The organism is Nereida ignava, assembly GCF_047114695.1.
In the GTDB taxonomy this organism is placed as follows: Bacteria; Pseudomonadota; Alphaproteobacteria; order Rhodobacterales; family Rhodobacteraceae; genus Nereida; species Nereida ignava.
Window position 1 is genome coordinate 2,255,965 of sequence record NZ_CP112885.1, and the last position, 12,904, is coordinate 2,268,868.

Genomic DNA, 12,904 nt, shown 5'->3' on the forward strand with positions numbered 1-12,904 from the left:
CCGTCTAGGCCGCTTTGTGCTGTGCGTTTTGCGACAGCTCAAAAAGCGACAGGGCAAGTTTGTTAATCTCTTTACGCAGCGGGTTTTTGGGGGCTGATACCGCCAAGGGCAGACCATGGTCGCCTGCTTGCATGACCGCGCGACCACCGTCCGGTAGCTGAAGGTCAAGCGATATTGATAGGCTCTCTGCCATCCGTTTGACGCGCGCTTTTCCTTGTAGGTCAGTAAATTTGGGTGCGCGGTTCACGGCAAAGCGTAATTTCTCAAAGGGTAAGTTTTCAGACTTTAACGCCTTGATCATGCGCAACACGTTTTGCGCTGAGCGCATTTCCATCTCAATAGGGCAAAAGTAGAGGTCGGCGGCCTGCAGGACAGTTTCTGTCCAGCTGACCAACGTGGTGGGCATGTCGATCACCGCGATGTCAAAATGGTGCCGCGCTGTTTCAAGTAGCCGCTCCACATCATCGGGCTGAATCAAATCCAACGGCAAAATATCTGCGGGCGCGGTCAATACATGAAGGCAATCTTGAAACGTAAGCATCGCCTGCCTCAAAGTGTCCCCGTCGAGCGTATCAGTCTCAGCGAGCAGCTCATAAACGGCTTCGCGGCGGGGAAGGTCGAGATACGTGCTGGCACTGCCAAACTGTAAATCAAGATCAATCAGGCAGACACGGGGCGCTGGTTTGGCGTCAATCGTGGCCAGCTCCCATGCTAAATTTACCGCAAATGTCGTGGCACCTGCGCCGCCGCCCAAGCCGTGGACAGGGATGATCATGCCCTGACGTGAAGTAGCTTGCGAAGAACTGATCATGGGCTGTTGTGGAGCCTCAGGCACGTTTTGTGCGGCATCCAGACGGGCTATTGAAGCGGCCAACTCACCTTCGGGAAGCGGGTAGGGCACAAAGTCATTGGCCCCCTGGCGCAATAATTGATGAAGCGCGACTGGTGATAAATCTTCAGCAATTAGAATGACTTGGATCCCTGCGTTCTTTGCTGCTGTGATCACTTCACTGACAAGGCTCAGATCGGCTTCGTCATTCTCATCAAGGGCAATCGCGACAAATTTCAACGCGGATGCTTCGGGTTGGTCAAAATAGAGCAGGGCGTCACTAAACCCCAAGTCGCCCCAGTTTTCACCAAGGGCTTGTTCCATGTCATCTATCAGTAGGTCGAAATTTTGCACGTCACGCGAGATTGTGCAGGCAGTAATCGCCATTGCCTCGGGCTGCAAAAGTGTCTCGGGCATCTGTTTCGTTCCCTACCCACATGACGCACCGCGCGTCTGCTCCATATGGCTGAAATGCGGAACGCATCTATCGCCATTATCTTTCTGTGGAGGGTAAACAAGGCGATAATTTGGCTAAATGCCTACTATTGTGTGGTTCGGGTGAACAATTTGGACACGACTGCTTTGGGACCGCGCGCTAAAAACGCAGCTAACTTTTACTCAAGCAAACCAACAGCAGCAGTTTCAGCTGGTACGGCGCTGGCTACATATTCACGGTAGATGATACGCGCGTATTTACCGTCAAGCACAGTGGGGTGGGTCCCGACAAAGCCAGCAACTTCGGTCACAGTTCGGCGGTTCTGTCGTTCGCGACCTTGGGTTAGAACGAGCGGCTGTTCTTCGCCAAATGATACAAGCGCTTCAAGGCGGCTTCTGCTCACGCCCAAGCTTGCCAAGTAATGCACAACGGCCACTGCGCGGCGCTTGCCAAGGGCTTTGTTGTAGCGGTCCGATCCTACGGCGTCTGTGTGTCCGTAAACGCTAAAGCGGACCTCGGGGAACTGACGGATAAAGTCTGCTTGCCTGCGCAAAACGGCTTTCGATGCGCTATCCAAAGTTGCGGAGTTAAAGGCGAAAGTTATCGTGGTGGGCACTTCGCGCGCAAAACGTTCAGCCATGTTTACCAAAGCAGGGCGTTCGCCGTTTTGTACTAAGGTGTTGTTAAGCGTGGCGTTGCCAAACAGGCCTTCGTCCAATAGCGCGCCAGCTTCGACGTTCCATGAGGACCGGCCCGTGCTGTTGGCGCTACAGGCGCCAAGAAGGGCAACGGCCGAGAAAACTGCTACTGATTTGGCAAAACCCATTTTACTCTCAATCCAACACATAACCATATGAGCCGCTAAAATCTTGTTTGGCAACTTCCGCTGCCGGGCCTTTTCTTGCGCCGACAACTTTGCCGTTCAGAAAAAGCTCACGCTCTGATGGTAGGGTGACGCGGTCTGTGGGCAATGCAAGTGCTTCACCGCGCGTAGGTGTAACCAAATGTGGCGTTACAATAATGACCAACTCAGACTGGGAGCGATTGTATTCGGCGCTGCGAAAGAGCGAGCCGAGGATCGGAATGTCGCCCAACCACGGCACTTGGCCATTCAAATCGGTGAAGTCGTCCTGCAGAAGTCCTGCGATCGCAAAGCTTTCGCCGTCACGCATTTCTACGGTTGTGGATGTTTCGCGGCGGCGGAAAGCGTCAATCGTGAAACCGCCTTGGCTAAAACCGTTTGCCGGATCGAGGCTTGAAACCGCAGCATTAAGCGTAAGGTTGATCACTTCATCGTCGAGAACACGGGGGGTGAAGATTAGCTCGATACCAAAAGGTTTAAACTCAACTGAGATTGACCCTTCGGATTGCGCTACGGGAACCGGAAATTCGCCGCCCGCCAAAAACTTGGCTTCTTGACCTGAAAGCGCTGTGAGGTTTGGTTCTGCAAGAGTTCGGACAACGCCCTTTTCTTCAAGTGCTTCTAGTAGCCATGCTACTTCAAGCCCGCCTGCGTTGAACCCGAAGACGGAGGCACCACGGTTACTGTTTGCCGCGGGTAAGTTGCCGGCCAAGCTTGATGCGGCATTCCCTGATGTGATCGTCGTGTTGCTGCCTGCGCGGATGCCAAGCTCGTCACCCAACACGTTGCCAGAGATCGACAACGAGGAGGACAAAGACTTGCTCACTGTGCGCTGCATTTCGGCAAAGCGTACTTTCAGCATGACTTGTTGTGTGCCGCCGACGCTCATGAGGTTTGAGACACGCTCGGGTGCGTATCGTTCGGCCAACTCAAGCGCGCGCTCCAGCTTGCCGATAGAGGATACTGTTCCGGACATGACGATGCCGTCATTCGCGGTGCGGACTTCGATTTTTTCGCTGGGCAGGATCTGACGAAGGCGTTCTTTGAACTCCGCAATATCGGGCGCCACATGCACATCAACGTTGGTGATCAACCGACCATCGGCGCCAAGTAGTGTCAATGTTGTGCGGCCAGGTGCTTTGCCCAACACGTAAATTGTGCGGTCCGACAACGTTGAAATGTCGGCAATACTTGGGTTTGCGATGCTGAGTTCCGCAAAAGGGCTGTCTGCTTCCACAACTACGGCGCGGTTCATCGGTACTTGAAGAGCACTTGACGGGGCGCCGCGCGACACTCGCAAAACATCCGCCGATGTCACAGAAGGTACTGAGCAAACAACAAGCACCGCACTTGTGAGTGCGGCCTTAACCAAAGATAACGTTTTCATTGTGACTGCCTCATAAAATGTCACGCACTGCTACAGAGGTCTGCGCCCCTTTTTTACAAGTTTAGCAGTATTTCGCCTTTCTTGGCAAGAATCATATCACGGCTTCGCTTTTGCCTGTTGGGCCTGCCACCACCGAAGATGTGGCAGACGCAGCTTAGTCCGAGCAGGGGATTGGGATTTCCACAACGTCGGCGCCTTTGCGTGTTTTGATCGTGCAGACCCGCTCTGGCGCACGTTGTGGGGCTGCGACCTGCTCAGTCACCTCGATGCCAAGCATTTTGTTTTGATCAACCTCAAACGTCGCAATTCCTGATGTATCGTCGTTGCCGACTAATGACAGGGACAAAGAGCCTGTCGCCTGTGCTTGGGTCAAGATCGCCACTTGTTGTGGGGTCACTTCAACAGTGACTGTGCCGGCAACTTGCGCGCCGCTGCGGTCAATATCGGCGGATTGGTCAATCGCGATCAGCTCAAGACCGGTGTTGATAAGTCGGGTGATGCGTTGTGCGCGGTTATTCACTTCCACCGTGCCGGTCCAATACACATCAACGCGGTCGCGCGGCCTTAAGAAGCCAGAAACGCCCGATTGCTCGTTCACGTTGATCGCGAAGGCGCGCATACCCGGCTTCAGGCGTGATGTGATGCCAGCATCTGCGCCGGGCTCGCTTACTTTGACTTCAAGCACTGCCTCTCCGCGCTCCATCGCGCGTAACGCGATACGTCGGACGCTAAGGCCTTGAGGGAAAATATCTTTACCGCTTGTAAACGCTCCTTCCGGAACCGCGTTACTGGGCCACAACACCGATGTCATGTCGTTCTCGGTCATGGGCTCTCCGTAGCGGATCGCTCTGGTCGTAATGAAAACTTCGGTTGTTTCGACAACTTGCGAGGCGGCTGCGCGTTGTGCTTCAAGTTCTGCGCGCTGCTCACTGACGTAGCCATTTGTGAAATGCACAGCCATCGCGGCCAGCCCGATGCCAAGCAAAAGTACCAGTGCAAATACCAAGCGCATTACGTCGTCCTTTCTTAATTGGGCCAAAAACCCGTAGCTTCGCCCGCCTGCTTACTCAGTCGAAAATCACCAGTGGGACGTTTTTAACTTCGGTGCCTATGGAAGTGGCAAGGTCTTCGGTTTCCGTGCCAACCAGTACCAAAACCGCGACCGCGAGTGATGCGATGCCAGCGGTCAGAACCACCCAATCGACTGTGATCGCGCCGTCTTCTTCGTGACAAAACTGCTGAATGCGATGTAACATCTTGATCTCCGGATACCTGTGTAGAGTGCAGAAATCGTTAATACGTCAGCAATCTCGAAACTGGGCACTTAATGGTGAACTATGCGGCTCATGCTAAACGTGCTTTGAGGCTTTTTTCACCAAACTACAAAAACGGGGGCCCCTTACAAAAAGCGGCCCCCTTTGACCCTTTTGGATCACACTTTGATCAGGCGGCTCTTACGAACCCAGGCCTGTGAAGCCGGTTGTTTGTGTAGCCAACTTGCTTGAGATTTTGTTCGCGAGTGTTTCTGTTGAGTTACCAACAGATACCATGATTGCCAGACCCAGACCCACGATGGCGGCTGTCAGAACAACCCAGTCAACTGTTACAGCGCCGTCTTCATCGTTACGGAAGTTTTTGATTTGTGCGAAAAGTTTCATAATTACGTCCCTCCAAAAGGATCACTCAAAAATTTGTTTCTAACCAGATCGGCCCGCTGTTGTGGGTGGTTCCAGCACCCCGTTCCGCTTTGGATATCCTCTTATGGTCGCTGGTATGGGGCAGAAATTGGGCAGCTTTGGAGTATTTTCGAGAAGGCACTTAAAATGGTATCTTTCGATACTTAAGCGATTGAAAGTAAACGAATTATTAATCGGATAAATATTTAGACATCAAAGTTTGCTATTGTTCGCAGTCCTCGCCTTAGGCAATTCAAGAGATAATTCTGGCCTGTCTAGAGTGGAGTGATTAACAATCATAAAATAAAAGTAGTTATTGGTGAGAGTAATGCCGCATGAAGCGGATGATCATCTCTTTGGTGTGTTGTCTTTTTGCGATGTGTGGCCCAGCGGGTGCAGACGCGCCAAAGCCGTTTCCGGATTTCACCTTTAAACGCGTAAAGCCGCCCAGCACGTCGTAAGGCCCGCGGGTCACTGTGCAGATTGGCCCTAAGACGGGTGAGCCTGATCCAGCGTCTGTCTCACAACCCGCTTCAGCGCCCCAAGATCAAGCTAATTGGTTTTGGTCACAAATCTCACCGGATATTGGATCGGCCAGCGCAGGCCGGATTGAGGGGGCGGTTAACCACATACAGACCACCGCAGCCAACCCGCTGATTGCTCCGCGCCTTGCTGATTTGCAAAACATCGCAAGCACACACAACATCGATATCTTGCGCGCAACAGTGGGGACACGTGTATCACCCGCGCTCGTTTTGGCAGTAATCCATGCAGAATCCTCAGGCAATATTGCCGCGCAAAGCAGTGCGGGAGCCCAGGGATTGATGCAGCTTATTCCCGCCACTGCCGACCGGTTTGGTGTGGCCGATCCATTTGATGCCGCACAAAACATCAACGGCGGCGTGGCTTATTTGGACTGGTTGATGGGCCAGTTTGACGGTGACCCTTTGTTAGTTTTGGCCGCCTACAATGCAGGGGAAGGGGCTGTTCGCGAGCATGGCGGCGTGCCCCCGTTTGCTGAAACCAGAACTTACGTCCCGAAAGTTCTTATGGCATGGTCCGTGGCGCGCGGGCTGTGTAGGACCCCGCCCCAGTTGGCCAGCGATGGCTGTGTGTTTATTGTTAAAGGAAGTTAACCAATGCCGGATCCCAAACCACTTGTCCTCGACATTGATGGTACGTTTATCAAATCTGATATGTTGTTTGAGGCGTTTTGGGCGGGACTTGGGAAAGACCCAATAGCGGTAATAAAGCTTAGCGCACGGCACTTTACGCGGCCCGCGGTCCTGAAAGCAAAGCTGGCGCAGGTTGCCGAAATAAGAACTGACCTTTTGCCATCGCAGCCACAGGTAAAGGCGCTCGCGGATGAGGCCTTGGCCGAGGGCCGTGAGGTGGTTTTGGCGTCCGCATCTGATTTGTCTCAAGTAAGCCGCCTTGCACAGGATCACGGGCTAAGCGAACGCGTCTTTGCCAGTGACGGTGTCGTCAACCTTAAGGGCGAGGCAAAGCGCGATGCTTTGGTCGATGCTTTTGGTGAGGGGGGCTTTGACTACGCGGGAAACGAGCCGGCTGATATCCCGATTTGGAAAGCTGCGGACCGGGCTATTGTGGTTGGGGATAAGGCTTCAGTGGCGCATTTACGTGATCTGGATCGTGACGTGCAGGAGATCACTACAGAGCAAAACCCGCGTGATTGGTTGCGCGCGATGCGGCCTCACCAATATGTAAAGAACGTACTTTTGTTTTTGCCCATGCTGGCGGCGCATGATTTTTCGTTTGGATCGATCTGGCTCACTTTGCTTGGTCTTGTCGCGTTTTCAGCGGCGGCAAGTTGTATCTATATCGTGAACGATTTGTTGGATTTGGAGGCCGACCGTCTTCACGAAACAAAGTGCAACCGCCCTTTTGCGTCGGGGGCTGTGTCGATCAAATCGGGCATGCTGCTGTGTGTCGCTTTGGGCGCCTTTGCCGTTGGCTTGGCATCCGTTCTGAGTACGGAGTTTCTGGCAGTCATCGCGATCTACATGACCCTCTCATTGGCATATTCGCTGAAGCTCAAGCGAATGCGGTGGGTCGACATTGCCGTTTTGGGCACGCTTTACGCATTGCGTGTCATTGCGGGTGCTGCGGCAAGCGGTGTTGAGGCATCGATCTACATGCTGATCTTTATCTTTCCGGTTTTCATCACTTTGGGCTGCGTCAAGCGGATGACGGAATTGGCCAAAGCAAACACGGACGCGCGGTTACCCGGACGCGGATATGCCAAAGTGGATCGGCCGGATCTGTTGAACGTGGCGGCCCTCGGGGTGGTGGGGGCATTAGTGGTTTTTTGGCGCTACACCCTGTCGCCACAGGCCGTTGCACTTTATCCGACACAGTGGCTTTTGTGGTTAGCTTTGGTGCCGATCTATATCTGGCTGTACCGGATGGTGAAAATCGGTTGGCTTGGAAAAATGGATTATGACCCCATCGTCTTTGCGCTACGCGACAAGATGGGGGTGGGCATCATGTTGATCGTCATTTCAATGATGTATTACGCTGCGGGTATATTTCAGATGTTGTTCGGGGGTTGACCGTTAAATCGACAACTTCTTGAAGACTGGTTCCGGCACAGATTTGATGATCCGCATAATGTACCGCCAGAAAAACGGCGTGTAGACCACGTTCCTTTTGCGCTCTACGCCCTGCAAGATATCGCGCGCCACATCATCGGGACTAGCGACAAGGAACATTCCCTCAAGGCCCCATGTCATGGCTGTGTCGATAAACCCAGGCTTAACTGTGACCGCATGACCGCCCGCCCGCGTGAGCCTGTTGCGCAAGCCCGACATATAGGTATGAAACCCTGCTTTCGCCGCGCCATAGGCATAGTTGCCGATACGTCCGCGGTCGCCAGCTACGCTGCCCACGCCAACAACCGTGCCACTGCTGCGCGCCTCAAGGATAGGGGCGAGTAATTCAAGGAATTCGGCCGGTCCTGTAAAGCTGTCAGTGACCACGCCTTGGATCAACTGTGGTTGTGCGCTGATCTCGGACTGAGGCGGCATGGAGCCAACAAAAACGGCTGCGTTCAACACACCTGATTGTGCCTCGGCCAGCTCTAAGATTGCGGTGAAAGTAGCGGGTTTTCGCGCGTCAAAGCGGATGACATGAGCGTCTGCCGCGCCGCGCGCTCTGCAATCAGCAGCGGTTGCTTTCATGTCGTTCAGATCACGCCCCGCAAGGATCAACGTGGCGCCGCGCGCAGCCAATGCTCGCGCTAGTGCTCGCGCCATGCTGCTTGTGGCGCCCAAGATTATCCATGTTTCGTCCATGCTACTGTTTCCTCAGGTTCAATCGGCGGATAAGATCCGTCACCAGATTGCCGTCAGGGTCTGCCTTTTCCACTTGGGTTTGCCAGACGTTGTGCTCGGGGTACATTTGCTGAACAGCTTCAGGCGTGCTCAGCGCATCTTTGGCCAGATAAATTCGCCCTTTTGCCGCAAGGGTCATCGCCTCAAGTTTTTCGATCAACGCGCGTGCTGCGGCGCGGTTCGGAAAATCAATCGCAAGGGTGTAGCCTTCCATCGGGAAACTCATAAAGCCCGCGCGTCCTTCGCCCATTCGTTTGAGCACGGCCAAGGGCGATGCCAGACCACTTTGGGCAATAACCTCTAACATATCGCGCAATGCGGGGGCATTTTCTATGGGCATAACGCATTGAAATTGGTGAAATCCGCGCTTGCCATACAGCTTGTTCCAGTCGTGGATTTTATCGAGCGGGAAGAAAAACTCTTGGATCGGTTTTACACTGGTGCGGCCCATATCGGGCACACGTTTGAAATAGGCTGCGTTGAACAGTTTTACGATCGGCCTGCTTAGCGCCCAGTGCGGCGCGTTGAAAGGCACGGCTTTTGATTTAGCAGCTTTTGGCACAAGGCCAGGACCCGTTTCGCCTTCTTCAATGATGCCGCGCCCCAAAGTGGCACCCTTTGCTGTCGCGTCGATCCAGCCAACTGTGTAAGGCGCCTGAGATGTATCAAGGGCTTCGAGAAACATTTCCCAATTGTCCATCCGCCGTTCTGTGACCAACATCACGTCCCCGCGACACGCCAGAAGTTGTAGCTTTGCACTTACGATTACGCCGGTTTGACCCAGCCCGCCAACAGTCGCTTTGAAAAGCGCAGTGGACGGTTTTACTGTTTTGGTGCCGCCGTTTTGGTGCAAAGTTATCTCAAGAACATGCTGGCCAAAGCTGCCCATGATATGGTGGTTCTTGCCGTGCACATCCATCGCGATTGCACCGCCAACTGTGGCAAAGCCGGTGCCCGGCATCACCGCCGGAAGCCATCCTTGGGGCGCGAAAATACGTGCAAGCTCGCCTATGCAAATGCCGGCTTCCACTTCAAGAACACCTGTTTCCAGATCAAAATCAAGGATCCGATCAAGCCGGGTCATGATGCTCGCTTGGCCCGCGTCGTTCAAAGACGCGTCACCGTAGCTACGGCAATTTCCGATGGCGGGGCGTTCCGCGGTGATCTGGCTGATGCGTTCGGGGCGGGCGAGTGAAACCTCTGCGCTAAGCGCGCGCCCCCAACCAGTGATGTTTTTGGTTTTAAGCATGATTAACTTTCATCGACATTCGTTCAGCGACTGGAAACACCAAAAGGCCAATGGTAATCGCGAACCAAAGAGTTGTGACGCGGATGATCAACGTTGCTGGCACGGACGTTTCAAGCGGCACGCCTTGCAATGATAAAAGTGCGATCATCGCGGCTTCTGCTCCGCCAACGCCGCCTGGTGCACCCGTAAGTCCACCCGCGAGAGTAGAGAAGACGAAGATCGCGATTGCCATCCAAACGCCGATGTCCGCCCCCATCCAAACCAACAGCAGATGAAAAGCGTAGCCTTCGGCCAGCCAGCCAATTACCCCAAGCGCTGCTGCACATAGCAAAAGCCCTGTACGGGTAAACAGCCTTAGGCTCTGTGCGCCACGTCTAACACGCACACAAAAGCGCGGCAGCCAGCCGGTGCTGTGGTAAAACGTTGTCACTAAAGCGCTTAGAAGGCGCGGCCTTGTGACTAAAACCGCAGCAGCCAACGATACAAACGTGACCGGAATTGCACCTTTGATGCTGCCGGTGGATAGCGCGACAGCAGCGCCCAAAATGAGGGCCATTGCCCCAAGATCAGACGCTCTGTCGACCAAGACAAGCGGTGCTGTACGCTCAAAATTCCATCCCGTTTCGCGCCGGAGCCAACGCATTCGTACTAATTCACCAACGCGGGCGGGTGTGACTGTCATGGCAAAGCCACCAAGAAAATGCCGCACGTCTTGCATCAGTTTTGTCGGCAGCCCCAAGGTGCGCGCAAACAGATGCCAGCGTAGTGCGCGAAAGAGATAATTTACCAAGCTTAACCCAAGTAGAACGCCGAGTTGTGCGAAACTAAGTGCTCTTATTTGTGCCCATGTTTCGGCCCAGCCTGTTGCGGCGGCAAGCCCTGCCAAGCCCATCACCATCAGTGCAAAGAGCGCAGCCAACACAGCCAAGTCGCGCACGCGCCGTTGTGGCGTGGTTGTGCTGCGTAGCACAGAAGAAGAGGGGCGCGTCATTTCCATGGACCTTTGACTAGGCTGTAATTGGGGCATCAATGTGAAACTGTAGCGTAAATCGAAACAGTTTTTAACTGCGGTTCGTGGTGGCTTTAGCGGCGTAGTCAGGTTGTTCATTTGTCTGGCGATGTGGGCATCTCTGCCGCCGCTAAGCCGTTTGTGTGCACTGGACAACTATATTGCGAAGGCGCAGTGTTAAGGCCCGTTTGATACAAGGCCTTTACCTCATTGTGACCACCCCGTTGCGCATCTCAAACACAACCGCCCGAGATCTTTGGTTGGCGCAAAACGGTCTTGCGGATGCGCCTACTGGGCCGCTTGATGTAATGGGAATTGTTGCGCGGTTAGGTTTCGTGCAGCTTGACACGATCCAAGTGGTTGCCCGCGCACATCACCATATCGTGTGGAGCCGTAATCAGAATTACCGCGAACACATGCTTGATGATGCCTTGGCTCAAGGTGGGCAGCTCTTTGAACATTTCACCCATGATGCTTCGCTTTTGCCCATTGAAACTCTGCCCATTTGGCAACGACAGTTTCGCCGCAAAAAGGCCCAGTGGGACCGTGCAGGGTGGGCGCGAAATTTGCCTGACGCAGTCGTACGAGCGCAAATTAAAGAGCGGATTGCGCGCGAAGGCCCGCTCTCAACTCACGCGTTTGATACCAAAGTGACGGGGCAGAAACAGATGTGGGCGCGCCCGCCTCATAAACTTGCGCTGGATTACATGTGGTACGCGGGTGAGTTGGCCACTAGCCACCGCGTAAACTTTACCAAGTATTATGACCTTGCTGAGCGGATTTTCCCTGCGGCTTTGCGAGATGTCGAAATCGGCGATGAAGAGCAGTTGGACATGCTGTGTCATAAAGCACTTGGGCATCTTGGGTTTGGCACATCAGGTGATATTCAACGGTTTTGGGAAGCGGCCACAGGTGCCGAGGTCGCGCAGTGGGTTAAGCGCAACGCGGCCATGTTGTGTCCGGTCGAAGTGCAGTCTGCATCAGGCGCGTGGCTTCCCGCTTGGGCGCCTGCTGATATAGAAGAACGCCTTATGGCGCTTGGAAAACCGACTAGCCGTTTGCGCATCCTAAATCCGTTTGATCCGGCCATCCGCGAGCGCGCGCGCCTTGCGCGACTTTTTGGTTTTGAGTACCGCGTTGAGATGTTCGTTCCTGCGGCTAAGCGGGTGTGGGGCTATTATGTTTTCCCACTTCTTGAGGGGCGTAATTTTGTCGGGCGGATTGAGGTTAAGGCGGATCGTAAGTCAGGTGTCTTGAACGTGCTGAACTTTTGGCCCGAGCGGCGGGCATGGCCGCAAAGCAGGTTTGCAAAGCTTGATGCCGAACTTGATCGTATGCGGCGGTTTGTAGGGCTTGATCGGGTTGTCTGGCAAAGTGAGCGGCGCTAACCCGCGTTAACGACAAAGGGCGCACCACTGGCGCGCCCATTTTTCTGGCTAGATACGTCCGCCTCTAACAGGACCGGCGATCTGACACCGTTAAACAATCGTGGCTTGTGTTGCAGCGCGTAGTTGTTCCTCGCTCACGCCTTCGGCGGTCTCAACAATCCGCAGACCGCCCTCTACCACGTCCAAAACACCCAAGTTGGTGATGATGCGGTCTACCACCGCTTGGCCCGTTAAAGGCAGTGTGCATTTCTTAAGCAGCTTGCTGTCGCCGTGTTTGTTGGTGTGATCCATGACCACCACAACACGGCCCACACCAGCCACCAGATCCATCGCGCCGCCCATGCCTTTGACCAGCTTACCCGGGATCATCCAGTTCGCCAGATCACCGTTCTCATCCACCTCCATGGCGCCCAGAATGGCCATAGCAATCTTGCCGCCGCGGATCATTCCGAAGGAAGTAGCGCTGTCAAAGTAGACGGTGTTGGGCAGCTCTGTAATGGTCTGCTTGCCTGCGTTGATTAAGTCGGCGTCAACTGCGTCCTCGGTCGGGAAAGCGCCCATACCAAGCATGCCATTTTCCGATTGCAGCGTCACCTCAACGCCCTCAGGAATAAAATTCGGCACCAAAGTCGGAATGCCGATCCCGAGGTTCACATACGTGCCGTCTTCAAGTTCAAGCGCTGCGCGTGCAGCCATTTGATTGCGATCCCACATG

At 54.2% G+C, this 12,904-nt stretch carries 12 protein-coding genes and 1 pseudogene; 3 read left to right on the forward strand and 10 right to left on the reverse strand.

Annotated features, from left to right (window positions below):
* Nucleotides 1-4 precede the first annotated feature (4 nt).
* From OLX08_RS11115 to OLX08_RS11140, 6 genes are all read right to left on the reverse strand, one after another.
* Nucleotides 5-1,246: an AAA family ATPase gene (locus OLX08_RS11115; protein ID WP_391481454.1), complete on the reverse strand. Its 1,242-nt coding sequence runs from the start codon at nt 1,244-1,246 to the stop codon at nt 5-7.
* Nucleotides 1,247-1,443: 197 nt separating this feature from the next.
* Entirely contained in the window at nt 1,444-2,091 is a 648-nt protein-coding gene (locus OLX08_RS11120; RefSeq protein ID WP_391481455.1) for an OmpA family protein, read from the reverse strand.
* Nucleotides 2,092-2,098: 7 nt separating this feature from the next.
* On the reverse strand, nt 2,099-3,514 hold the full coding sequence (locus OLX08_RS11125; RefSeq protein WP_391481456.1) for a type II and III secretion system protein family protein: 1,416 nt from the start codon (nt 3,512-3,514) through the stop codon (nt 2,099-2,101).
* 154 nt (nt 3,515-3,668) lie between these two features.
* Nucleotides 3,669-4,526, reverse strand: coding sequence for a Flp pilus assembly protein CpaB (gene cpaB / locus OLX08_RS11130; RefSeq protein ID WP_391481457.1), 858 nt, complete (start codon nt 4,524-4,526; stop codon nt 3,669-3,671).
* 55 nt (nt 4,527-4,581) lie between these two features.
* A complete protein-coding gene (locus OLX08_RS11135; protein WP_391481458.1) occupies nt 4,582-4,770 on the reverse strand; it encodes a hypothetical protein in 189 nt (62 codons plus the stop codon).
* Between the two features lie 198 nt (nt 4,771-4,968).
* Nucleotides 4,969-5,172, reverse strand: a complete 204-nt coding sequence (locus OLX08_RS11140) for a Flp family type IVb pilin (RefSeq protein ID WP_341246401.1) — start codon at nt 5,170-5,172, stop codon at nt 4,969-4,971.
* Nucleotides 5,173-5,534: 362 nt separating this feature from the next.
* Here OLX08_RS11140 and OLX08_RS11145 point away from each other — a divergent pair.
* Nucleotides 5,535-6,326 (forward strand): annotated as a pseudogene (locus OLX08_RS11145) (lytic transglycosylase domain-containing protein).
* A gap of 3 nt (nt 6,327-6,329) precedes the next feature.
* A complete protein-coding gene (locus OLX08_RS11150; RefSeq protein WP_391481460.1) occupies nt 6,330-7,763 on the forward strand; it encodes a UbiA family prenyltransferase in 1,434 nt (477 codons plus the stop codon).
* 3 nt (nt 7,764-7,766) lie between these two features.
* Here the strand turns inward: OLX08_RS11150 and OLX08_RS11155 are convergent, their stop codons facing one another.
* The 3 genes from OLX08_RS11155 to OLX08_RS11165 are packed head-to-tail and all read right to left on the reverse strand — an operon-like array spanning nt 7,767 to nt 10,783.
* Nucleotides 7,767-8,504, reverse strand: coding sequence for an SDR family NAD(P)-dependent oxidoreductase (locus OLX08_RS11155; RefSeq protein ID WP_391481462.1), 738 nt, complete (start codon nt 8,502-8,504; stop codon nt 7,767-7,769).
* Nucleotide 8,505: 1 nt separating this feature from the next.
* Entirely contained in the window at nt 8,506-9,792 is a 1,287-nt protein-coding gene (locus OLX08_RS11160) for an FAD-binding protein (protein ID WP_391481463.1), read from the reverse strand.
* On the reverse strand, nt 9,785-10,783 hold the full coding sequence (locus tag OLX08_RS11165) for a lysylphosphatidylglycerol synthase transmembrane domain-containing protein (RefSeq protein WP_391481465.1): 999 nt from the start codon (nt 10,781-10,783) through the stop codon (nt 9,785-9,787). Before OLX08_RS11165 ends, OLX08_RS11160 begins: the two co-directional genes overlap by 8 nt.
* Nucleotides 10,784-11,013: 230 nt before the next feature.
* On the opposite strand from OLX08_RS11165, the gene OLX08_RS11170 reads away from it, so the two are divergent.
* Complete coding sequence (locus tag OLX08_RS11170; RefSeq protein WP_391481466.1) at nt 11,014-12,189, forward strand: winged helix-turn-helix domain-containing protein; 1,176 nt, start codon at nt 11,014-11,016, stop codon at nt 12,187-12,189.
* Nucleotides 12,190-12,279: 90 nt separating this feature from the next.
* Here the strand turns inward: OLX08_RS11170 and OLX08_RS11175 are convergent, their stop codons facing one another.
* Nucleotides 12,280-12,903, reverse strand: a complete 624-nt coding sequence (locus OLX08_RS11175; RefSeq protein WP_391481467.1) for a 3-oxoacid CoA-transferase subunit B — start codon at nt 12,901-12,903, stop codon at nt 12,280-12,282.
* Nucleotide 12,904 lies beyond the last annotated feature (1 nt).